The organism is Actinomadura darangshiensis, from assembly GCF_004349235.1.
Taxonomy (GTDB): domain Bacteria; phylum Actinomycetota; class Actinomycetes; order Streptosporangiales; family Streptosporangiaceae; genus Spirillospora; species Spirillospora darangshiensis.
Window position 1 is genome coordinate 1 of record NZ_SMKY01000136.1, and the last position, 22671, is coordinate 22671.

Annotated in this window: 21 protein-coding genes; 8 read left to right on the plus strand and 13 right to left on the minus strand. The window is 74.0% G+C overall.

Annotated features, from left to right (window positions below; translation table 11 throughout):
* Positions 1 to 621, plus strand: a 621-nt coding sequence (locus E1293_RS26070) for an ABC transporter permease (protein ID WP_132200116.1), incomplete at its 5' end; no start/stop codon positions are given.
* A gap of 53 nt (positions 622 to 674) precedes the next feature.
* Here the strand turns inward: E1293_RS26070 and E1293_RS26075 are convergent.
* On the minus strand, positions 675 to 2291 hold the full coding sequence (locus E1293_RS26075; RefSeq protein WP_132200117.1) for an ABC-F family ATP-binding cassette domain-containing protein: 1617 nt from the start codon (positions 2289 to 2291) through the stop codon (positions 675 to 677).
* 264 nt (positions 2292 to 2555) lie between these two features.
* Between E1293_RS26075 and E1293_RS50285 the strand changes: the two genes are divergently transcribed.
* The 4 genes from E1293_RS50285 to E1293_RS26095 are packed head-to-tail and all read left to right on the plus strand — an operon-like array spanning position 2556 to position 7858.
* Positions 2556 to 5300, plus strand: a complete 2745-nt coding sequence (locus E1293_RS50285; RefSeq protein ID WP_165978401.1) for an ATP-binding protein — start codon at positions 2556 to 2558, stop codon at positions 5298 to 5300.
* 49 nt (positions 5301 to 5349) lie between these two features.
* The gene (locus E1293_RS26085) at positions 5350 to 6297 is read left to right on the plus strand and encodes an ABC transporter ATP-binding protein (RefSeq protein ID WP_132200119.1); all 948 of its coding nucleotides are present in this window, start codon (positions 5350 to 5352) and stop codon (positions 6295 to 6297) included.
* Complete coding sequence (locus tag E1293_RS47685) at positions 6294 to 7067, plus strand: ABC transporter permease (protein WP_165978402.1); 774 nt, start codon at positions 6294 to 6296, stop codon at positions 7065 to 7067. The genes E1293_RS26085 and E1293_RS47685 overlap by 4 nt, the downstream gene beginning before the upstream one ends.
* Positions 7064 to 7858: an ABC transporter permease gene (locus E1293_RS26095; RefSeq protein WP_132200120.1), complete on the plus strand. Its 795-nt coding sequence runs from the start codon at positions 7064 to 7066 to the stop codon at positions 7856 to 7858. The genes E1293_RS47685 and E1293_RS26095 overlap by 4 nt, the downstream gene beginning before the upstream one ends.
* A gap of 53 nt (positions 7859 to 7911) precedes the next feature.
* Here E1293_RS26095 and pheT read toward each other — a convergent pair whose 3' ends face one another.
* The 8 genes from pheT to infC form a co-directional block, all read right to left on the minus strand.
* Positions 7912 to 10389: a phenylalanine--tRNA ligase subunit beta gene (gene pheT / locus E1293_RS26100; RefSeq protein ID WP_132200121.1), complete on the minus strand. Its 2478-nt coding sequence runs from the start codon at positions 10387 to 10389 to the stop codon at positions 7912 to 7914.
* Positions 10389 to 11498: a phenylalanine--tRNA ligase subunit alpha gene (pheS, locus tag E1293_RS26105; RefSeq protein WP_132200122.1), complete on the minus strand. Its 1110-nt coding sequence runs from the start codon at positions 11496 to 11498 to the stop codon at positions 10389 to 10391. The genes pheT and pheS overlap by 1 nt, the downstream gene beginning before the upstream one ends.
* 141 nt (positions 11499 to 11639) lie before the next feature.
* On the minus strand, positions 11640 to 12728 hold the full coding sequence (locus E1293_RS26110) for a sensor histidine kinase (RefSeq protein ID WP_279473281.1): 1089 nt from the start codon (positions 12726 to 12728) through the stop codon (positions 11640 to 11642).
* Between the two features lie 188 nt (positions 12729 to 12916).
* Positions 12917 to 13444 (minus strand): STAS domain-containing protein, encoded by a 528-nt coding sequence (locus tag E1293_RS26115; RefSeq protein ID WP_132200123.1) that lies wholly within the window; start codon positions 13442 to 13444, stop codon positions 12917 to 12919.
* 322 nt (positions 13445 to 13766) lie between these two features.
* Positions 13767 to 14582 carry a TrmH family RNA methyltransferase gene (locus E1293_RS26120; protein WP_132200124.1) on the minus strand — a complete coding sequence of 272 codons (816 nt, stop codon included), beginning with the start codon at positions 14580 to 14582 and terminating at the stop codon, positions 13767 to 13769.
* A gap of 34 nt (positions 14583 to 14616) precedes the next feature.
* Complete coding sequence (gene rplT, locus E1293_RS26125; protein WP_132200125.1) at positions 14617 to 14994, minus strand: 50S ribosomal protein L20; 378 nt, start codon at positions 14992 to 14994, stop codon at positions 14617 to 14619.
* 69 nt (positions 14995 to 15063) lie between these two features.
* A complete protein-coding gene (rpmI, locus tag E1293_RS26130; RefSeq protein WP_067468638.1) occupies positions 15064 to 15258 on the minus strand; it encodes a 50S ribosomal protein L35 in 195 nt (64 codons plus the stop codon).
* 182 nt (positions 15259 to 15440) lie between these two features.
* Positions 15441 to 15953: a translation initiation factor IF-3 gene (gene infC, locus E1293_RS26135; protein ID WP_229808746.1), complete on the minus strand. Its 513-nt coding sequence runs from the start codon at positions 15951 to 15953 to the stop codon at positions 15441 to 15443.
* A 641-nt stretch (positions 15954 to 16594) separates the two neighbouring features.
* Between infC and E1293_RS26140 the strand changes: the two genes are divergently transcribed.
* Positions 16595 to 17086, plus strand: a complete 492-nt coding sequence (locus E1293_RS26140) for an NUDIX domain-containing protein (RefSeq protein WP_132200126.1) — start codon at positions 16595 to 16597, stop codon at positions 17084 to 17086.
* Positions 17087 to 17095: 9 nt separating this feature from the next.
* Positions 17096 to 18037, plus strand: coding sequence for a carbohydrate kinase family protein (locus tag E1293_RS26145; RefSeq protein WP_132200127.1), 942 nt, complete (start codon positions 17096 to 17098; stop codon positions 18035 to 18037).
* On the opposite strand, the gene E1293_RS26150 is transcribed toward E1293_RS26145, so the two are convergent.
* A complete protein-coding gene (locus tag E1293_RS26150) occupies positions 18013 to 18717 on the minus strand; it encodes an HIT family protein (RefSeq protein ID WP_132200128.1) in 705 nt (234 codons plus the stop codon). The two genes, E1293_RS26145 and E1293_RS26150, sit on opposite strands and share 25 nt — an antisense overlap.
* 152 nt (positions 18718 to 18869) lie before the next feature.
* Between E1293_RS26150 and E1293_RS26155 the strand changes: the two genes are divergently transcribed.
* A complete protein-coding gene (locus tag E1293_RS26155; RefSeq protein WP_132200129.1) occupies positions 18870 to 20216 on the plus strand; it encodes a prenyltransferase/squalene oxidase repeat-containing protein in 1347 nt (448 codons plus the stop codon).
* Between the two features lie 26 nt (positions 20217 to 20242).
* On the opposite strand, the gene E1293_RS26160 is transcribed toward E1293_RS26155, so the two are convergent.
* The 3 genes from E1293_RS26160 to ruvX all read right to left on the minus strand — a co-directional run.
* The gene (locus E1293_RS26160; RefSeq protein ID WP_132200130.1) at positions 20243 to 21076 is read right to left on the minus strand and encodes a shikimate dehydrogenase; all 834 of its coding nucleotides are present in this window, start codon (positions 21074 to 21076) and stop codon (positions 20243 to 20245) included.
* Positions 21073 to 22233 carry an endolytic transglycosylase MltG gene (gene mltG, locus E1293_RS26165; RefSeq protein ID WP_132200131.1) on the minus strand — a complete coding sequence of 387 codons (1161 nt, stop codon included), beginning with the start codon at positions 22231 to 22233 and terminating at the stop codon, positions 21073 to 21075. Before mltG ends, E1293_RS26160 begins: the two co-directional genes overlap by 4 nt.
* A partial coding sequence (gene ruvX, locus E1293_RS26170; RefSeq protein WP_132200132.1) for a Holliday junction resolvase RuvX occupies positions 22230 to 22671 on the minus strand: 442 nt, incomplete at its 5' end. The genes ruvX and mltG, both read right to left, overlap by 4 nt.

The following is a 22671-nucleotide window of genomic DNA, read 5'->3' on the forward strand; positions in this document are numbered from 1 at the left end:
TTCTCCACCATCCTGCTGCCCGGCCTCGTCGGCTCGTCCATCATCATGCAGGCGATGATGGCGGTGATCTTCCCGCTGATGATGGAGCTGACCTGGCAGAAGTCGATCACCGACCGGGCGCTGGCGCCGGTGCCCGTGCCGCTGCTGGGCGTCCAGAAGATCATCGCGGCGGCGGCGCAGGGCCTGATCGGCGGACTGCTGGTGTTCCCCGCGGTGCTGTTCATCCACGCCGAGGGCCAGTCGCCCAAGGTCCACGTGGACAACTGGCCGGTGCTCATCGTGGTGATGGTGGCCGGGTCGCTGATGGCGGCGTCCGGCGGGCTGCTGCTCGGCACGCTGATGAACCCGCAGAAGGTCCAGATGCTGTTCGCCATGGTGCTGCTGCCGATGACGATGCTCGGCTGCGTCTACTACCCGTGGTCGGCGCTGGACAACATCCGCTGGCTGCAGATCCTCAGCCTGATCAACCCGCTGGTGTACGTCAGCGAGGGGCTGCGGAGCGCGCTGACGCCCGAGATCCCGCACATGCCGGTGTGGGCGTTCCTGCTGGCCATCGTCGGCGGGACGGTCCTGCTCACGTGGGCCGCGACCCGCACGTTCACCAAGCGCGTCCTGACCTGACCGGACGTGCGACGGCCCCGCGCAGAGCGCTCTGCGCAGGGCCGTCCCGTGTTCTACATCGGTTCCATCTCGGTCAGGCCGGACGTCCGGTCCATGTGCAGCCAGCGGGTGATGCCGAGTGTGCGCAGGAACGGCACGTCGTGGCTGACCACGATCAGCGCGCCCTGGTAGGCGGCGAGCGCCTGGGCGAGCTGCGCGGCGCTCGCCATGTCGAGGTTGTTCGTCGGCTCGTCCAGCATGAGCAGCTGGGGGGCGGGCTCGGCGAGCAGCAGCGACGCCAGCACGGCGCGGAACCGCTCCCCGCCCGACAGCGTCCCGGCCGGCCGGTCGGCGCGCGCGCCCCGGAACAGGAACCGGGCGAGCCCGGCCCTGATCTGGTTGACCGGGGCCGAGGGCGCCTGGGCGCGGACGTTGCCGACCACGCTCAGGTCCTCGTCGAGGACGTCGAGCCGCTGCGGCAGGTACCGGACCCCGTCCACCCCGATCTTGACGGCCACCCCCTCCGGGACGCGGTCGCCGACCAGCGCCCGCAGGAACGTGGTCTTGCCGGAGCCGTTCGGGCCGACCAGCGCGATCCGCTCCGGTCCCTGGACGATCAGCTCGGCCAGCGTGCCCGGCTCCGGCTCGGGAGCGGTCAGGCCGGTCACGGTCGCGACCGTCCGCCCGGCGGGGACGCGGGTGGCGGGCAGCCTGATGCGGATCTCGGCGTCCTCGCGGACCGCGTCCTCCGCCTCGGTGAGCCGCGTGCGGGCGTCGGCCAGCCGCTCCTCGTGCATGATGCGGTGCTTGCCGGCCGAGACCTGCGCCTGCCGCTTGCGCTCCTGCATGATGATCTTCGGTTCGCGCTTCTGCTCGAACATCTTGCTGCCGTAGCGCTTGCGCCTGGCCAGCTTGACGTGCGCCTCCTCCAGTTCGCGCCGCTGCCGCCGGACGTCGGTCTCGGCGGCCCTGACCGTCCGTTCCGCGGCCTCCTTCTCGACCGCGAGCAGCTCCTCGTAGGCCGACAGGTTGCCGCCGAACGACCGGACGGCGCCGTCGCGCAGGTCGGCGATCTCGTCGACGCGGTCGAGCAGCTCCCGGTCGTGGCTCACGACGACCAGCACGCCCGTCCAGGACGCGACCGCGTCGTACAGGCGGTGCCGCGCGTCAAGGTCCAGGTTGTTGGTGGGCTCGTCCAGCAGCAGGACGTCGGGACGGGCGAGGAAGTGCGCCGCCAGCCCGACCATGACCGCCTCGCCGCCCGACAGGGTCGGGACGGTCCGGTCCAGGTCGAGGTGGCCGAGGCCGAGCCGGTCGAGTTCGGCGCGGGCGCGTTCCTCGACGTCCCAGTCGTCCCCGACCGCGGCGAAGTTCTCCTCGGTGGCCTCGCCGCACTCGATCGCGTGCAGCGCGGCGCGGGCCGCGGTGATGCCGAGCAGGTCCGAGACCGTGGCGGCGCCGTCGAGGACGAGGTTCTGCGGCAGGTAGCCGATCTCCCCCTCGACGGCGACCGTGCCCGCCGCGGGCCGCAGCTCACCGGCGATGATCTTCAGCAGGGTGGACTTGCCGGAGCCGTTGACGCCGATCAGGCCCGTCCGGCCGGTGCCGAACGCGGCGTCGAGCCCGGCCAGGACGACGGTCCCGTCCGCCCAGGCGAACGACAGGTCCGAGCACACGATGGCAAATGACATAGGGGTGGCCTCCATGGTGAAAGAGCAGGTGCGGGACACATGGAGACACCGCGGGATCGCGCGACGCGCCGGCGGGCATGGGAAAGCCCGGCGGGAACGGAGTCCGTACTGAGGTCACGTGCGCGGGCCGTGGAAGGCCACTGCGCGGTGTCGGACCTCAGATCCTCAATGGACTCCCCAGCCGGGCGGCGATGTGACGTCGTTGAGAATACCCGACTTCCTATCGCAACACAAGTAGCGTTAAGAATCGGCATCCTTGTCCGGGTGGGAACCGTCAGCCCGGTGTTCGCAGGGCGTGCCGCCGAACTGGAAGCCTTACGCGAGGCGCACGCGCGCGCCCGCGCGGGAGAGGCCGCGGCCGTGCTCGTGGGCGGCGAGGCGGGCGGCGGCAAGACGCGCCTGCTCACCGAGTTCACGCGGGACCTGCGCACGCTGACCGGCGGCTGCCTCGACCTCGGCGCCGCGAGCCTCCCGTACGCCCCGTTCAGCGCGATCCTGCGCCGCCTCGGGCGGGACGCTGTCGCCTCGCTGATGCCCGCGGCCGCCCTGCCGGAACTGGCCCGGCTCATGCCGGGCCTGACCGCCGCCGCTCCCCCGCCGGACGACGGCACCGGCCGGCTGCGGCTGTTCGAGCACGTCCTGACGCTGGCCGAGCGGCTCGGCGCGGCCGAACCGGTCACGCTGGTGGTGGAGGACGCCCACTGGGCCGACCGCTCCACCCGCGACCTGCTGTCCTTCCTGCTCCGCAATCCTCCGCGCGCCGGAGTGCTGGCGGTCGTCACCTTCCGCCCGGAGGAGCCGGACACCCGGCCGTGGTTCGCCGGGCTGGCCCGGCTCCCCCACGTGGTCCGGCTGGATCTGCCGCCCCTCACCCCGGCGGAGGTCGCCGACCAGGTGCGCGGCATCCTCGGCACCGCCGACCCGGCCCTGGTCCGGGACGTCCACGCGCGCGGCGGCGGCAACCCGCTGTTCGTCGAGGCGCTCCTCGCCCATCCCGGCGAGACCGTGCCCGGGTCCCTGCGCGACCTGGTGCTCGACCGCGTCCACCGGCTCCCCGAAAGCACCCGCGCGGCCCTGCGCACCGCGAGCGCCGCCGGCGACCGGGCGGGGCACGCCCTCCTGGCGGCGGTGACCGGGCTGCCCGACGCCGAGCTGAGCGAGGCGCTGCGCCCGGCCGTCGGGCACGGCCTGCTGGTCGCGGACGGCGACGGGTACGCGTTCCGGCACGCGCTCATCCGCGACGCCGTCCACGAGGACCTGCTGCCCGGCGAACGCGCGGCCGTCCATCGCCGCTACGCCGAGACGATCGGGCGCTCCCCCGAACTCAGCGACGCGCCGTCGAGCGCGCTCGCCGTCCACTGGCAGGGCTGCGGCGACCATGCCCGGGCGCTGGTGGCCGCATGGCGGGCGGCCGGGGAGCGGGAGGCGGCCACCGCCTACGCCGAGCAGCTCGGCCTACTGGAGAACGTCCTCGGCCTGTGGGACCGGGTTCCGGATGCCGCGAACCTGGCGGGATGCACCCGGCACGACGTCCTGCTGGCGGCGGCGCAGGCCGCCGACGCGAGCGGCGACCCCGAGCGCGGGACGCCGCTCGTCCAGCGGCTGCTCGACGAGACCGACCGCGCGCGCGACCCCGCCGCGGCCGCCTGGATCCTCTCCTACCGCGCCGTGATGCGCGGCTACCAAGGCCGCGAGGACGAGCTGGACGACCTGCGGGAGGCCGAGCGGCTCGCCGCCGGTCCCGCCCCCGTGCGCGCCGGGATCCTCGCGCGGCTCAGCGCCCGCCTGCTCGTCTACGGCGAGGCGGAGGAAGGCGAAAGGCTCGGCAGGGAGGGGCTTGAACTGGCGGACGCGCTCGGCCTCGGCCCGGTGCGCCCCGGCCTGGAGTTCACCGTCGCCGCCGCGGCGGCGCGCGACGGTGACGGCGACCTGGGTCCGCTGGAAGGGCTCCGGCGCCGCGATCTCGACGCGTGGATACACGTCCGGGTGCTCAACACGCTGGCGCACTGCCGGCTGAACGGCGGCGACGCGGCCGAAGCGCTGGCGCTGGCGGACGAGGGCCTCGCGGTCGCGGAACGCTCCGGGCTCGCGCACAGCTCAGGGCTGGCGCCGGCGGTCAACCGGGTCGAGGCGCTGTTCCGGCTCGGCCGCTGGGACGAGGCCGCCGGCGATCTGCGCCGGCGGCTGGACCACCACCACGGCCCGGGCGTCCGCGTCCAGCTGATGATCTGGCGGATCGCCCTGCTGGCCGCCCGGGGCGACGGCCCGCGGCCCGAGCCGGAGGCGCTCGCCGTCCCGCTCGACGCGGGGTTCCCGCAGACGGCGCTGCCCCTCGCCCAGATGATCGCCGAGTGGCGGCTGGCGGAGGACGACCGCCCGGCAGCCCGCGCCGCGCTGGACGCCGTCCTGCGCCACCCGCGCCTGACCGTCCAGCCCTGCCACCTCTGGCCGCTGCTGGAGACCGCCGCCCGTGCCGGCGGCCCGCGCCTCCCCGAGATCGCCGGACTGGCCGCGAGGCTCCCCGCCGTGACTCCGGTGGCGGTGGCGCACAAGGCGGCCGTGACCGCGCTGACCGGCGGCCCCGCCGGCTGGGGCGAGGTGATCGGAACGTGGGAGGACCTCGGCCTGCCCTACCCGCTCGCATGCGCTCTCTTCGACGGCGCCTGCGCCGACCTGGCGGCAGGTGACCGGGCGGCGGCCGCCGCCCGGTTCGACCGCGCGGCCGGGGTCGCCGCCCGCCTCGGCGCCGCCCCGCTCGCCCGGCGGATCTCCGAGCGGGCCCGCCGCGCGGGCCTCGCCGGGCCGGCCGGAGGGCCGCTCACCGCGCGCGAGTCGGAGGTGATGCGGCTGCTGGCGCGCGGCCGGTCCAACCGGGAGATCGCCGAGGAGCTGGTCATCTCCCCCAAGACCGCGAGCGTGCACGTCTCCAACATCCTCGCCAAGTTCGGCGTCTCCTCGCGCGGCGAGGCCGTGGCTTCCGCCCGCGACCGCGGCCTCGTCGAGAGATAAGCCCGCGCCTTAGTGCCCGGCGCCCCTCCTTACCTCCACGGTCGGAGGTATGGAACCCGCCGTGCACACCTCCGGGCTGGGCCGCGTCTACAAGCGCGGCCGCAAGGACCCCGTCGTCGCCCTGGACGACCTGACGCTGACCATCGAACGGAACGAGATCCATGGGCTGCTCGGGCCGAACGGCGCGGGCAAGACCACCCTCGTCAAGATCCTCTCCACCGTGCTGCTGCCGTCGGAGGGTTCGGCCCGCGTCCTCGGCCACGATGTCGCCGCCGAGACGCGTGCCGTCCGGTCGCTCGTCGGGCTGGTCCTCGGCGGCGACCGGGGGCTCTACGACCGGCTGTCCGCCCGGCGGAACCTGCTGTTCTGGGGCGCGCTCTACAAGCTCGACGCCCGCACGACCCGGGACCGCGCCGACGCGCTCCTGGAACGGGTCGGCCTCGCCGAACGCGCCGACGACCGCGTGGAGCGGTTCTCGCGCGGGATGCGGCAGCGGCTGCACCTGGCGCGCGGGCTCCTGCACGAGCCGCGCGTGCTGTTCCTGGACGAGCCGACGTCCGGGCTCGACCCGGTCGCGGCGGGGGCGTTCCGGCGGCTCGTCCTCGACCTGCGCGCGGAGGGCCGCACGTTCCTGCTCGCCACGCACGACATGGACGAGGCCACGGCGCTCTGCGACCGGGTGACGCTCATCGACCGCGGCCGGATGCTGCTGACCGGGGACACCGGCCAGGCCGGGCGGTTCCTCGGCGACCGCGAATGCGTCGACTTCACCCACCCGGACCCGGCGCTCGCCGACGCTCTCGCCCTGCTGCCGGACGTGACCGACGTCGAACGGCAGGACGGGACGGCATGGCGCGCCCACACGCCGGACCGGGGCGCCACCCGCCGCGTCCTCGGCTGGCTGCTGGACCGCGACGTCCTCACCGCCCGCCGCGGCGAGCCGACGCTCGAAGAGGTCTACCTGCGCACGGTCGGCGACAGGGGGATGCGCGTATGAGCACGGTCCGTGTGATGTGGCAGGCGGTCCTGCTGCAGCTGGCACTGTCGCGGCGCAACCCGGAGCACGCGCTCATCCTGCTCATCGCTCCGATGCAGACCACGACGATGCTGGCGCTGACCGTGACGGCGCACCGCCCGGACGTCGTGGCGAACGCCGTCCTGGCGCCGGGGCTCATCGGGCTGTGGGTCGCCGCGCTCGACTACGCCGGCCGCATCGTCCCCGAGGACCGCTGGGCCGGGCGGCTCACCTCCATGATCGCGGCTCCCGCCGCGCTCGGCCCGGTGGTGGCCGGGCGGGTCGCGATGGTGGTGCTGGTCGGCGCGGCGGCGTTCGCGGAATCCTGGACGGTGGCGGCCCTCGGGTTCGGCAGGGTGGTGACCGTCGCCGATCCGGCGCTGTTCGTGGTCGCAGTCGCCGTCACCTGCTTCGCGACGGTCGGGACGGCGACGCTGCTGTCGGCGGTGCTCGTGGTGTCGCGGGCACGGGACGTGCTCCAGAACTCCCTCGGCTACCCGTTCTACATCCTCGGCGGGATCCTCGTCCCGGTCGCGGCGCTGCCCGGCTGGCTGCACCCGTTCAGCCGGGTGGTGTTCCTGTCATGGAGCGCGGAACTGCTGCGCGACGCCGTGCACGGCGACGCACACGGCTGGCCCGGTTCGGCCGGGGCGGTTCTCGGGCTGGGCGCGGCGTCCATGGCGGCGGGACTGTGGCTGACCCGGCACTACGTGAACCGGTCCCGCCGAGAAGGGACGGTGGGGTTCGCATGAAGCCCCTGCTGCGGATCGTCCGGGAGTCGCTGATCCTCGGCTTCGCCGAGATGGGCGCCGTCTACACGTGGCGGACGTGGACGTTCGGGTGGCTGATGCGGCTGCTCTGCCAGGCCACGTTCTACGCGCTGCTCGGCCGCTACGTCGGCGACGAGGCCACGATGCGGTACGTGCTGGTCGGCAACATCGTCGTGCTGGCCTGCATGGAGTCCACCATCGTGGTGATCTCGCTGGCCGGTGAGCGGCGCATGGGGACGCTGCCGCTGCTGGCCATCGCGCCGTCCGGGCACCTGCCGGTGTACCTCGGACGCGGCCTGCAGTGGACGGTCACCGGGATGACCAGCTCGCTGGTCGCCTGGATCGCCCTGCCGCCGATGCTGGGCGTCCCGCTGCCCTGGCCGCGCGCGGCGTACGCGGTCCCGGTCGTCCTGCTCATCCTCGTCAGCAGCTACGGGTACGGGTGCGCGCTCGCGGGCATCGCGCTGCGGATGCGCGGCGTCGAATGGCTGGTGCTCAACGTCGCGTACGGGATCGTGATGACGTTCGGCGGCGTGAACGTCCCGGTCGAGGTCTGGCCCGCCCCGCTGGAGTACGCGGCACAGGCGCTGCCGGTCGTGCACGGGCTGGATGCGGTGCGCGGCATCCTGGACGGCGCCTCCCCCGGCCGCGTCATGCGCCTCCTCGGGACCGAGGCGGTCGTCGGGGCCTGCTGGTACGCGGTGGCGGCGTTGTCGATGGACCGGCTCGTGTCCGTCGGCCGCCGCGACGGAAGCCTCGACTACGCGGGCTGACACGCGAACGTGCCCCGGACGGCGGCGGGGGCCCGGGGCACGTTCGGGGGACGTCAGGCGCCGCGCAGGACGGCTCCGGTGCGGTCGGAGGCGACGGCCACCGCGGCGTCGCGGGCCTCGGACGCCTCCTCGGCGGTGAGGGTCCGGTCCGCGGCACGGAACCGCAGCGAGTAGGCCAGGGACTTGCGGCCCTCTCCGACCTGCTCGCCGGCGTAGACGTCGAACAGCCGGATCGCCTCCAGCAGCTCGCCCGCGCCGTCGCGCAGCGCCGTCTCCACCTCGGCGGCCGGGACGGCCGCGTCGACGACCAGCGCGACGTCCTGCGTGGCGACCGGGTAGGACGCCACGTGCGTCGCGCGGACCGTGACCGGTTCGCCCAGGCGGCGCAGCTCCAGCTCCATCGCGCAGGACCGGGCCGGCAGCCCGTACGCCTTGGTGACGCGCGGGTGCAGCTCACCGGCGTGCCCGACGAGCGTGTCCCCCGCGTACAGCGCGGCGCAGCGGCCGGGGTGCCAGGGCGCGTGCCGGTCGGCCTTGGCCGCCAGCTCGACGCCGGCCTCGCGGGCCACCGTGCGGGCGGCCTCGATCGCGTCCGCCCACAGCGCCGGGCGCCCCTCGCCCCACCAGCCGGACGGCTCGCGGTCGCCGGACAGGACGGCCGCCACCCGGTGCGGCTGGTCCGGCAGCGCCGCCTCCAGGCCGGCGATCTCGTCGTCGGCCGGGCCGCGGTCCACGGCGAGGCGCGGCGCCCGCTCCGGCGCGCCCGGACGCGGCCGGAACACCACCCCGACCTCGAACAGGGCCGTGTCGGCGAAGCCGCGCCCCACGTTGAGCGCCAGCACCTTGAGCAGGCCCGGCAGCAGCGTGGTGCGCAGCAGCGGCTCCTCCTCCGACATCGGGTTCGCGAGCCGCAGCGTCCGCCGCCGCGCGTCGCCGGCGGGGAGCTGGAGGCCGTCCAGGTCCTTCTCGGCGACGAACGGGAAGGCGAGGGCCTCCACGTAGCCGGCACCGGCGAGCGCCCGGCCGACGCGGCGGCGCAGCCGCTGCTGCACCGTGAGGCCCTTGCCCGCCGCCGGGCGCGGCGCCCGCGCCGGGATGTCCTCGTACCCCTCCAGCCGGACGACCTCCTCGGCGAGGTCGTTGGGGTCGGTGAGGTCGGGACGCCAGGACGGCGGGGTCACCGTCAGCACATCGTCCCCGGTCACCGCGCAGCCGACCTGCTCAAGGCGGCGGACGACCGCGTCCCGGCCGTAGGCCATGCCCGCGACCCGGTCGGGGTGCCCCGCGGGCATCGTGACCGTGACCTGCTCGACCGGCGCCTCGGCGTGGGTGACTCCCGGCACGACCTTCGCGCCGCCGAGCTCGGCGAGCATCCGCACCGCCCGGTACGAGGCGTACAGCGGCAGTTCGCGGTCGACGCCGCGCTCGAACCGGTGCGACGCCTCGCTGTGCAGCCGGTGCCGGCGGCTCATCCGGGCGGTGCCCATGGCGTCGAAGTGCGCGGCCTCGACGACCATGTCGGCCGACCGCTCGTCGATCTCGGTGGCGAGGCCGCCCATCGTGCCGGCCATCGAGATCGGCCCCGACTCGTCGGTGATGAGGATGTCGTCGGGGTCGAGGGTCCGCTTGACGTGGTCGAGCGTCTCCAGCTGCTCGCCGGGCGCGGCGCGCCGCACCACGATCGGGCCGGTCAGCTTGCCCCGGTCGAAGGCGTGCAGCGGCTGGCCCAGCTCCAGCATCAGGTAATTGGTGACGTCGACGGCGAGCGACACCGGGCGCATCCCGGCGCGGTGCAGGCGGACCTGCATCCACAGCGGGGTCCGCGCGTCCGGATCGAAGCCGCGCACCTCGCGCAGCACGAACCGGTCGCACGCGGTCGCATCACCGATGCTCGCCGGATACGCCCCTGCGGTCTCCGCCGGGATGTCCACGTCGGCGGGGTCCGTGAACGGGACCCCGTAGGCGGTGGCGGCCTCACGGGCGATGCCGCGGATCGACAGGGCGTAGCCGCGGTCGGGGTTGACGGCGATGTCCAGGACGTCGTCGCGCAGGCCGAGCAGCTCCACCGCGTCCGCGCCGACCGGCGCGTCCGGCGGCAGGACGAGGATGCCGCTGTGGTCGTCGCCGATGCCGAGCTCGGTCACCGAGCAGATCATGCCCTCGGAGACATGCCCGTAGGTCTTGCGGCTGCCGATCTCGAAGCCGCCGGGCAGCACGCCGCCGGGCAGGATGACGACGACGCGGTCGCCGGCCGCGAAGTTGGCGGCGCCGCAGACGATGTTCTGCGGCTCGCCGGTGCCGTTGGCGTCGCCGACGTCCACCTGGCAGAACCGGATGGGCTTCTTGAAGCCGGTCAGCTCCTCGATCGCCAGCACCTCGCCGACCACGAGCGGGCCGGTGATGTCGGCGCCGGCCTGCTCGACGGTCTCGACCTCCAGGCCGGCCGCGATCAGCTCGGCGGCCAGCGCGCGGCCCGTGACGCCGGCCGGAAGCCCGGCGTACTCGCGCACCCAGGAAAGCGGGGCCCGCATCAGATCTCCGTCCCGAACGGGAGGGTGAACCGGACGTCACCCTCCACCATGTCGTACATGTCCTCGACGCCGTGCCGGAACATCAGCGTCCGCTCGACGCCCATCCCGAACGCCCAGCCGCTGTAGCGGTCCGGGTCGACCCCGCAGGCCGCCAGCACCCGCGGGTTGACCATGCCGCAGCCGCCCAGCTCGATCCAGCCCTCCGAGCTGCAGGTGCGGCACGGGTCGGCGCCCGGCTCCGCGGACGCGCCCCGGCACACGAAGCACTGCATGTCCATCTCGGCGGACGGCTCGGTGAACGGGAAGTACGACGGCCTGAACCGCGTCTTCAGCCCCTCGCCGAACATGCCGGTGACGAACGCGCCGACGCCGCCGCGCAGGTCGGCCATCGTCAGGCCCTCGTCGACGGCGAGGCCCTCCAGCTGGTGGAAGACGGGGCTGTGCGTGGCGTCCAGCTCGTCGGTGCGGAACGTGCGTCCCGGCGCCACCACGTACACCGGCAGGGGCCGCGACAGCAGCGACCTGATCTGCATCGGGGACGTGTGCGTGCGCATCACCAGCCCGGACTCCTCCGACTCGACGAAGAAGGTGTCCTGCATCGTGCGGGCGGGGTGGTCGGGCAGGAAGTTGAGCGCGTCGAAGTTGAACCACTCCGCCTCGACCTCGGGGCCTTCGGAGACCTCGAAGCCCATCGAGACGAAGACGTCGGCCATCCGCTCCTGCATGGTGGTCAGCGGGTGCCGGGCGCCGCGCGGGACACGGTCCCACGGCAGCGTGACGTCGACGGTCTCCTCGACGAGGACGCGCTGGTCGCGCTCCTCCTCCAGTTCGGCCTGGCGCTCCTTCAGCGCCTTGGACACGGCGCCGCGCGCGGCGCCGATGCGCTTGCCGGCGTCGGCGCGGGCCGCGGGCGGCAGCGCGCCGATCTCGCGGTTGGCGAGCGCCAGCGGGGAACGGTCGCCGGCGTGGGTCAGGCGAACCTGCTTCAGCGCGTCGAGGCCGGCGGCGCCGGCGATGGCCGCGAGCGCGTCGTCGCGGGCCCGCTCCAGCTCCTCGGGCGCCAGCGCGGACACCTCGACGGGATCATAGGAATTATTGGGTGCAGACATGGTGGTGTGATCGACTCCGGTCGGCGTGGGACACCCGCAGTCTAGTGCGCGGGCGGTGAAGATCCGGAAAGCGTGCGCGAGACGCGCTGGCCCGACCAGGGGCCCGGTGACCGGTGCGTCCCCCGGCGGTGTGCGCCGGGTTCAGCTCGCGTAGTCGGGGGCCCCTGCGGGCACGGTAAATCGGAACTCGGCGCCGCCGCCGGGCGCCCGCCGCACGGTGATCACGCCACCGTGCGCCTCGACGAGGCCCTTGACGATGTAGAGACCGAGGCCGGTGCCGCCGCGGCGGTTGCCGCCGGGGCCGCGCCAGAACTGCCGGAAGACGCGCTGCGCGGCCTCAGGCGGAATGCCCTCGCCCTCGTCGCGCACCGACACGGCCGCCCCCTCCTTGTGTGCGTCCGGCTCCACCACGATGGTGACGGTGCCCGCCCCGTGCCGCACCGCGTTTTCGACGAGGTTGCCCAGGATCTGGTCCATCTTGTCGGGATCGAGCCACATCTCGGGGAGCTCGCCGCGCGTCTCGAAGCGGAACCGGCCCTCCGGCTCGCCGGCCGCGACCCGGCCCGCGATGATCTTGCGGACCTCCCCGGGGATGTCGACGACCTGGCGGCGCATCTCCAGCCGGCCCGCCTCGATGCGGGAGACGTCCAGCAGCTCGGTGATCAGCCGGGTGACGCGGTCGGCGTCGGCGTTGACGGTCTCCAGCATCACCCGCTTCTGGTCGTCGTTGAAGCGGTGCCACTTGGCCAGGAGCGTCGCGGTGAACCCCTTGACGCTGGTCAGCGGGGAGCGCAGCTCGTGGGCGACGGTGGAGACGAGATCGGCGCGGTCGCGTTCCTGCCGGGCGCGGTGCAGGGCGTCGCGCAGGCAGACCGTGAACCGTTCCACCTTGCCTTCGCCGTCGCGCCGGTACGCGGCGGTGACGAGCACCTCCGTGCCGCCTGGCAGGAACAGCACGCGCTCCGGGTGCCTGGTGCGGGTGCGGAGGCCGTCGTAGGGGGCCAGGCACTTCCACCAGTCGCGGCCCTCCGCGTCGTGCAGGGGCAGGACGTCGCGGAAGTCGCGGCCCACGGCGGACGCGGCGGAGATCCCGGTGATGCGCGCGGCGGCGGCGTTGAACACCGCCACACGCGCGTCGCGGCCGGCGACCATCAGCCCATCGGGCAGGTCGTCCGCCGTGCCCCACTCGGGCCCCGGCCCGGACCCCTGCTCGGGTACGCGCGCGGCCACGAGAGGGGGTTCCTCTCCGCCCACAGCGGCCTCCACAACACCGATGAGAACGCGGCCTGTCGATAGAAGACTCTAGCCGGAGTCGGTCACCTTACGGGACCCGGAAACCGCCTCGCGGCAAGGCATGTGTAGCCTCCGGGCGGCGTGCCGCCCCCTCCGGAGGGCGGTTTCACCAGGGCATCGGCGGCTCAGCGCGACGTGGTCGGCGAATCGCGGACGGAGGGCCCTTGACCCGACAGCTGCACATCCGACAGCGCCGCGCCGGTGTCCCGGTGGACGGCGAACAGCCGGTGCAGCCCGGTGATGCGTAGCAGCCGCAGTTGCGCGGGCCGCACCCCGGCCAGGGCGATCTCGCCGCCGGCGGCCGCGATCTGGTTGTGCGCGGCGACGAGCGCGCCGAGCCCGGCCGCGTCGCAGAACGAGACGGCGGTGAAGTCGGCCACCAGCCGGTGCGGGCCCTCGCCGGGCGCCTCGCGGGCCCGCTCGGCGTGCAGTTCGACGAGCCGGTCGCGCAGGGCCCCCGCCGTGCGCAGGTCGATCTCGCCCGCCACCGAGACGACGGCGGTGTCGCCCCGCACGCGGGCGATCCGCAGCCGCAGCCCGGCGCGTGCGCCGGGGTCGCCCGGGACGGCGGGCGCTTGGACCGCACCGGCCCGGCACCGCACCTCCGGCGCCCGCCGGACCGTCCTGCCGGCCCGTCTGAACTCCTCGGCCATGACGCTCGCCCCCACTTCGTGCGGCTCCGTCGCCGCCCTGGTCAACCCACTGATCAACACGTTAGGCACCGGATCGCGGCGACGTGATCCATCGCCGGTCGCGAATCCCGCTCCTACCTGCGAACGAGTCCCCGCACGGCGGCCGGCCCCCTGCCGGCCGTTCGCGCGCAGACCATCCTCCCAGCTCACCGACCCCAAAACGGCGCATAAGGCGACCGTTTGCGGCCAGCCGATCACGGAATGCATCGAACCCCGGCGGCCGCCGCCACGTGCGGCCGCCGCCGCGTGCGGCCGCCGCCACGTGCGGGCCGGGGCCCGTCCCTCACGAACCGCGCTGGGCGCGGGCCGACGCGTAAAGGCATACGGCGGCCGCCGTCGCCAGGTTCAGGCTCTCGGCACGCCCGTGGATGGGCACGCGGACGACCTCGTCCACGTGCCGGAGGATCTCGTCGGGCAGCCCCCACGCCTCGTTCCCGAACACCCAGGCGGTGGGGCGCGCGAGCGCGCCCGCGTCGATCGCCTCGTCCAGGGTGCGGTCGCCGGCGCCGTCGGCGGCGAGGACGGTGAGGCCCGCGCCCTTCAGCTCCGGGATCAGCGTGTCGAACCGCGGGCCGACGACCACCGGCAGATGGAACAGGCTGCCCGCCGACGCGCGGACGCACTTGCCGTTGTAGGGGTCGACGGACGCGTCGGTGAACACGACCGTCTCCGAGCCGGCCGCGTCGGCGGTGCGCAGCACGGTCCCCGCGTTCCCGGGGTCGCGGACGTGCGCGAGCACGGTCACCAGCCGGGGCCGCGCCTCCAGCGCCTTGCCGAGCGGGACGTCGACGAACCCGCACACCGCGAGCAGGCCCTGCGGCGTGACGGTCTGCGCCAGCTCCGCCATGACCTCGCCGCTGACGCGCAGCACCGGCGCGCCGGCGCGCTCGGCGGCGCGCACCAGCTCGGGGTGGCGGGTCTCGGCCTCGGCCGTGGTGAACAGCTCGGCGAGGCCACCGGGTATCTCCAGCGCCTCCCGCACCGCCTGCGGCCCCTCCGCGAGGAACAGGTTCTCGCGGCGCCGGAACGCGCGCTTGGCGAGCCGCCGAGCGGCCTTCACCCGTGGTGATCGGAGAGAGGTCAGCTCGCGGCCCGCCATATCGCCGTACTCGCCCGCCTGCCGGTCACCCGGCTCAGGCGGCCTCCGAACCCTCGGCCGGAAGCGCGCCCTTGGCGACCTTGACCAAGGCTGCGAACGCCGGGGCGTCGTTGACGGCCAGCTCGGCGAGCATGCGCCGGTCGACCTCGATCTCGGCGGCCTTCAGGCCCTGGATGAACCGGTTATAGGTGATGCCGTTGGCGCGGGCCGCGGCGTTGATCCGCTGGATCCACAGCCGGCGGAACTGGCCCTTGCGGTCCTTGCGGTCCCGGAACGCGTAGGTCATCGAGTGGAGCTGCTGCTCCTTGGCCTTGCGGTACAGGCGCGAACGCTGACCGCGGTAGCCGCTCGACCGCTCCAGGACGACCCGACGCTTCTTGGCGGCGTTGACCGCCCGCTTCACGCGTGCCACGTGCTGAACTCCTTCGTGGGGGCCGGGGCCGTCGGGCCTCGGCCGGTCGCTGATGTTGCCGGTCGAGTGCTACTTGCGCAGCAGCTTCTTGATGTTCTTGGCGTCGGCGTCGGCCACCACGGCGGGGCCGGACAGCCGGCGCGTCCGCTTGGTCGGCTTGTGCTCGAGCAGGTGGTTCTTGTTGGCGCGGCGGCGCATCACCTTGCCGGAGCCGGTCAGCTTGAAGCGCTTCTTGGCACCACTGTGGGTCTTCGTCTTCGGCATGGTCGCCGTCGTCTCCCTCTTTCCCGGCCTCCGTGCGGACCCGCGCGGAGGCGCGCCTGATCGGCGCGCCACAAGTGAATCGTGGGGGCGCCGGGCCAGGCTTCAATGTACGTGCGCCGCGACCCCGCTCAGCCCGCGAGGTCGCGCTGCCGGGACCGCGGTGAGGCCGTCCCGGGCGGCCGTCAGGCGGTGCTCTCGGCCTCCTGCCCGCGGGCCGTCTTCTTCTTGTGCGGACCGATCACCATGATCATGTTCCGGCCGTCCTGCTTGGGCCGCGACTCGACGAAGCCGAGCTCCTCGACATCGTCGGCGAGCCGCTGCAGCAGCCGGTAACCGAGCTCGGGACGGGACTGCTCACGACCGCGGAACATGATCGTGACCTTCACCTTGTCCCCCGCCTTCAGGAACCGCACCACGTGACCCTTCTTGGTCTCGTAGTCGTGCGGGTCGATCTTCGGGCGGAGCTTGATCTCCTTGATGACCGTGTGCGCCTGGTTCTTCCGCGCTTCACGCGCCTTCATCGCGGACTCGTACTTGAACTTGCCGTAGTCCATGAGCCTGGCGACGGGCGGACGCGCGGTGGGCGCCACCTCGACGAGGTCGAGATCCGACTCACGCGCGATTTCAAGGGCCTTGGCGATGGGCACGATGCCCACCTGTTCGCCGTTCGGGCCGACGAGCCGGACCTCGGGCACGCGAATGCGATCGTTGATACGCGGTTCGGCGCTGATGGGACCTCCTTGGGGCCGTTCTCAAGTTCGTTGGACCGGTCGTACCCCGAGGCTTCCACGAGAAAAGCCCCGCACGACTCACGCACGGGGCCACCTTCGGTCTTCCCGGAACGGCGGCACCGCTCAGGGACGACGGCGAGACGAGCGCGTCGCGCCCGTTCACCGGACCGAGAACCCACCGGCCTTTGGGGTCTGGGGTGTCCCCAGATGAACACCGCGGGCTCCGGCGAAGCCGCCCCAGGAGGGCGGCGAGCAAGGTCCGCGGCCTTCGGCCGGTCAGGTGGGAGGTGGCCTCCGCTTGAGCGCCCACGCGCATACGATCTCCCGATCGCACGCACAGGGCCGGTCGGCCACTAAGACTACCACCTGGCGGGAGTCGGTGCGCCGTACCGGACGACCCGCTCGACCCCGGGCCGCGCGGGCGTCTACGTAGGTACGCCACCCGGCTCAACGAACGGAGGCCCCTGACCATTCCCCGGCCGCGCGGCCCGGGGTCGGGAGGTGACGGTGTTCTGTCCCGGCGGGCGTCTCGGCGCGGCGACCGCGGCTTGTTACGGTGGAGCCGAGACGGCCCGGTGCGGCCGGCACAGGGAGGTTATCCCGCGATGCCCTCGGTCGAGGCCGGCGCCACCGGCCCCCTCACCGCCTTGTCACCGATCGGACTGCAGTTCGCGCAGAAGGCGTTCATCGTGTCCGGCGGCAGGTTGCTGCTGGTCCGCAAGTCGGCGTCCGACCCGTTCCATCCCGGCCGCTGGGAGGTGCCCGGCGGGCGACTGGAGGTGGACGCCGACCTGGATCTCGACGACCACATCCGGCGCGAGGTCTGGGAGGAGGTCGGCCTCAAGGTCGACCCGGGGCCGCCGTTCCACCTGTGGCAGTGGTTCATGCCCGACCGCGGCCCCGCGGGCGGGCAGATCCGGGTGATCGCGGCGGCGCGCCGCTGCCGGCCGGTGACACTGGACGCCACTCTGGAGAACCAGGACGCGAGCGACCACCTGGACGGGTGCGCCTGGGTACCGCTCGACGAGGCCGCCGGGTACGACCTCATCCCGAGCCTGCGCCCGGTGATGCGGGCGTTCCTGAACCGGGCCGGCTGAGCGCCGGGCATGGCGCCGTCCCGATCGCCCGCCGAATGGCCGGGGCCGGACGGTGCGGCCGAGCGCCGCTTCGCGCTGTTCGTCATCGGGGACGCCGGGATCGAGGTCCGCGCGTCGCTGCCGGACGTGCGGTTCGCCGACCTCGGCGCCGACCGCCTGTCCTACGCCCCGGCGCGGGCCATGGTCGCGGGGACCGCGGTGAACCTCGCCCGGTGCGCGGTGGGCTACTTCCGCCGGGTGGACGTGCTGGCCAAGGTCGGCGACGACGACTACACGGAGACGATCCGGCGGGAGCTGCGGCGCATCGGCGCGGGCGACCGGCTGCGCGTCGAGCCCGGCGTTCCGAACGGCGTCTCGGTCATGCTGCGCGACCGGCCGGACGGCGGAGGGCCCGGGGTCCGGCTGCTGGTCGTGCAGGACGAGCCGCCGGGGCGGCGCCTCACCTCGGACGACGTGCGCGCGGCGGCGGAGGGAATCGAGGCCGCCGACGTGCTGGCTCTCGACGGGTACTCGCTGCTGTCCCCGGTGTCGCGGGCGGCCCTGCACGAGGCGGCGCGGACGGCTCGGGCCGCGGGCGTGCGGGTCGCGTTCGACCTCGTCCCGCACGACGTCGACGCGCGGCTCCCGGCGTCCGACGTGCTGCCGATGCTGGAGGCGGCGGACCTGGTCATCTCCGAGGTGCACACGCTGGCGCGCCTGCTCGGGCGGCCGGCGGCGGCAGGCGGGCCCCACGAGCCGAGGAGTCTGCTGCCGGCGCTCGACGCCGACGTCGCGGGCCGTCCGCTGTGGTTCCTGCGGTTCGGTGCGACGTCCTTGGAACGGGTGCTCGCCTATCAGCGGGGGCGCCTGCTGATGGAGTACTCCACCGGGTACACCGGCGGTGTGCGGCGGGCCGGGTTCGGCGACCGGATGGCCGCGTGCGAGCTCTACTGGTGGCTGTCGGGAGGCTGATCCGCGTCCGGCAGGGCGGCCGCCGCGGCGCGCATCGCCGTGAGGGTGCGCAGGAAGCGCCGCCTGCTGCCGGGCAGCCCGAACGTCTCCTGCCAGCGCCAGGTCCGGTCGTGGCGGGTGGCCGTCACGGCCCAGCGCAGGAACTGGCTCCGCACGCCGTCGCCCGGGTGGACGGTCGCGACGCCGCCCTCCTCGATCAGCAGGTAGGAGCGGCCGGTGCGGTAGTACGCGCGGAGGGTGGCGCGATCGGCCGGCGCTCCGGGCCACCCCTCCCGCTCGACCACCGCCCGCACGCCCGGTGTCCCGGGGATCAGGTGCCAGTGCGCGTGGTCGATGCACGCGCCGCCGCCCTGCGGGCTCGCCGGGCCGTGCTCGAACAGCAGCAGCTCGCCGGTCCCGTACGCGGCGCGGTAGAGGCGGGCGACGCGATCGCGCCACCACAGGGCGCGCGCCCACATCTCCCGGCCGAAGTCCCCGGCGCACTGGTGGTGGTCGCGCGTCATCAGCAGGACGTGCCCGTCGGCGAGGGGCGCCACGTCCGGTATCAGCAGGAAGTCGCGGTCGCCGGCGATGACGCCCGCCTCGCCGGGCAGGCCGGCCATGCCGTTGAACCGGAACCGCAGCGGGGGGCAGAGGACGCAGTCGTGGCCGGGCTCGTTCCAGGCGGTCGGTTCGGCCAAGCCACCTCCAGCAGCGCGGAACGCGGGAGCGGTCTCCTTCCACCGTGCCCGGCCCGGCGGGCCCGATCTCTGTGCGGCGAGGGATACAGACATGGAACCTGCGAGGTACAAATCCGGGCTTGACGGGAACAAAAGAGACAGAAGGCTGCATCGTGAACCAGACACCTCCCGTCCCCGCACCGCCGCGCGGCGCAGACGTCCCCGTCATCGACATGGCCGTGCTGGCTACCAGGCTGAACGAGTCGCTGGACGTCCTGCGCGACACCTACGCGCCCGCGCTCGGCACCGGCGGCGGCTGGTACCACGAGCTCGCCCGGCCGGAGCCCGGCACGACCGCGACGGCGCTCGGGCTGCTGGCGTTCGTCGAGACGGGCCGCGCGTTCGAGTACTTCGACGACGGCCTGGCGTTCCTCGCCGCCCGGCAGACGGCCTCCGACGACCCACTGCGCGACGGCGGCTGGGCCACCAAGACGAGCCTCGCCATGCCGGTGGTCGAGGCGACCGGCTGGATCGCGCGGTTCCTGGCCCGGGCCCGCTGCGACCTGCGCGACGACGCCCCCGACCTCAGACGCGCCTACCGCTGGCTGCTGCGCAACCAGAACGACGACGGCGGCTGGGGCTCGCTGCACGGCTGCCCGTCCAGGGTGTGGCTGACGTGCCTGGCGCTCCGCGCGCTCAGCCAGCTGAACCCCTACGATCCCGCGGTCGACCGGGGCGTGGAGTGGCTGACCGCCGACCGGACCGCGCACCGGCCCGCCTGGGGTCCGACGCAGGCGTCCCGCCCGACCGTCACGCACACCGGGTTCGCGCTCCTGACGCTGGCCGAGGTGCGCCCGGAGCTGCGGACCGAGCGGCTGCTGGACGCCTACGACTGGCTCCTGGAGCACCTCGACCCCGACGACGACCACACGTGGATCGAGACCTACGACGTGTCGCCGCACGGCCTCGCCGAGCACCGGGCCGGCACCGAGCCCGTGTGGCGGCTCGCCCTCTGGCACTACGGGCTGCCGATCGCGCTGACCGCGCTGCTGCGCGACCCGCGCGGCCCGCACGGGCCGACCATCGCCCGCGCGTTCCGGACGCTGGTGCGCGGGGAGATCACCGACCCGCGCTGGAACGGCTACCCGGGCAGCGGGCGGACGTCGCTGTGGACGCTGTGGTGGCGGCTGGAGACGCTGACCGCGCTGTCCCGGCTGCCGCTCGCCGGGACCGCCGACGTGCTGCACTGGCTGCCGGACGCGACGGTCGTGCAGCGCTCCCACGCCCGGGAGCGCCCGCTGGCCGACCTGCTGCCGCACCGCCGGCTCGTCGACCCGGTCGGGTTCGCCCAGCGGCATTGGGCGGCGTTCCTGCTCGGCCTGGTGTGCGCCGGGAGCCTGCTCGGCGTCGCCGCGGGCCTGTGGGGCTGGAAGGACTTCTGGCTGAGCGTGATCCTGCCGATCATCCTCACCAGCATCGACGAGTCGGTGAAGCGGCGCCGTCCCCAGCGCCCGCCCTGAACCCGGCGGCTCCAGGCGCGGCGGACTCAGGCGCGGCGGGCCAGTTCCGCCTCGCCCGCGGCGCGCATCGCCGCCACCGGCACGTCCTCGCGGCCGGTCATCAGCGCCACCTGCCGGACGGCCTGGTGCAGCAGCATCGCGAACCCGCCGACGACGGTGCCGCCGGACCGGCGCACCGCCGCCGCCAGTGCCGTGGGCCACGGCGCGTACACCACGTCGAACAGCGCCGCGCCGGACTCGGCGACCGGTCCGGCGAACGCGTCGGCGGCCCGTCCGGGCAGCGTCGACACCACGAGCTCCGCCGGCAGGTGCGCCGGCACCCGGTCGAGCGTCTCGACCCGGACCGCGAGCCCGAACCGCTCCCCCACCCCGGCCGTCCCCGCGGCACGCTCCGGTGCGCGGACCGCGAGCACCGCCTCGTGCGTGCCGAGCCGGGCCAGCGCGGCCAGCGCGGACGCCGCGGTGGCGCCGCCGCCCAGCACCAGCGCCGATGCCGGCGCCTTCAGGCCGGCCTCGGCCAGCGCCGTCTCGATGCCGTACACGTCGGTGTTGTCGCCGTGCCGCCGCCCGTCCCGAAGGACGATCGTGTTCGCGCCGCCGACCTTCACCGCCAGGTCCGAGACCGTGTCGACGAGGTCCAGCGCGACGCGTTTGAGCGGCATGGTCAGCGACAGGCCCGCCCACTCGGGGCCGAGACCGCCGAGGAGTGCGGCGAGGCCGTCCTCGCCGCACTCGACCGCGCCATAGGACCAGTCGTCCAGGCCCATCGCCGCATAGGCCGCGCCGTGCAGCACCGGCGACAGCGAATGCGCGACCGGCGAACCCAGCACCGCGGCCCGGCGGCCCGTCTCCCCCGTCACTGGCCCGGGTGCTCCTTCTGCCAGGCCCGGAACTCCTTCTCGATCGCCAGCCGCTCCTCCTCCGTCGTGGCGAACTTGGTGACCTTGTTGGTCGGGTCGGTGGCGATGAAGTACAGCCACGTCCCGTCCTCGGGCGCCAGCGCCGCCTCGATCGCGTCCGGCCCGGGATTGCTGATCGGGCCGGGCGGCAGGCCCTTGTGCAGGTAGGTGTTGTACGGCGACGGGGTGAGCAGGTCCTTCTGGGTCACCTTGAGCCGCCGCTCGTTCAGCGCGTAGAGCACCGTGGTGTCGAACTGCAGCTTCATGCCCTTGTCGATCCGGTTGTAGATCACGCGGGAGATCCTCGGCAGGTCGCTGGGCTTGCCGCCCTCCGCCTGGACCAGGCTGGCCAAGGTGACGACGGTCGCGGGGTTCATCTTGGCCTTGCGCGCCTTGGCGACGAGGTCGGTGCTCTCGGCCTCCTTGTTGAACCGCCCGACCATCTGCTTGAGGATCTGCGCCGCGGTGCCGTTCGGGTCCAGGTCGTAGCGGCCCGGGTACAGGTACCCCTCCACCTTGCCCTTGGCGTACTCCGGCAGCCCGAGCCCCTGCGGCTTCTTCGCCGCCGCCTGGAACTCCTTGGCGGAGATACCGGTCTTCTCCTCCAGCCGCTTGTAGAGCTCGACGGCCCGCAGCCCCTCCGGGATGGTGACCTGGTTCCCGGCCCGCGACTTCGGGTCGAGCAGCAGCGCCATCGCCGCGGCCGACGACATCTTCAGCCGCATCTGGTAGAAGCCGGGCTGGATGCTGGAGGCCTTCAGCTCCTTGGTGTACGCCTTCACGAAGGCGCGGGAGCTCTTCACCACCCGGTGCTGCTCCAGCGTCGTCCCGATGGCCGAGCCGCTCGCGCCGTCCTTGATCTGGACCGTGACATTCCCGGCGCCGCGGCCTTCGTAGTCCGGCGGGTGCCACTTGTCGTCCAGCCAGGCGTACCCGAGGACGCCGCCGGTGCCGAACACGGCCACCAGGAACGCCAGCGCGAACAGGGCGGCGGCGCGGCCGTTGCGCCGGCGGCGCTTCTGCCGCTTGCGCACGCGCCGCCGGCTCTGCCGCCCGCGCGGGTCGTCGGACGGCCGCCCGTCGCCGTACGGATCGGAGAACAGGTCCAAATCGTTCATGAGCTCCCCCGGACGATCTCCCCTGGGGGGCGGCCCGTCAACCGTTCGGCGTCGAGGGCCGCCTGCAGCAGGACCGCCGCGGCGGCCTGGTCGACGACCTTGCGCCGGGCCTGGCCGTGCACGCCCCCCGCCCGCAGGCCGCTCTCGGCCGTCACGGTGGTGAGGCGCTCGTCGTGCAGCCGGACCGTCTCCGGGGGAAGACGGTCCGCGAGCATCCCGGCGAACCTGCGCGCCGCCTGGGCCGCCGGGCCCTCCCGTCCCGACAGGGACGTGGGCAGCCCGACGACCACCTCGATCGCCTCATGCTCGGCGACCAGCTCCACGAGCCGGTCGATGTCGCCTCTGCCGCTCTTCACGGTCTCCAGCGGGGACGCCAGTATCCCGCCGGGATCACATCGGGCGACCCCCACCCGCACGCTCCCCACGTCGACCCCGAGC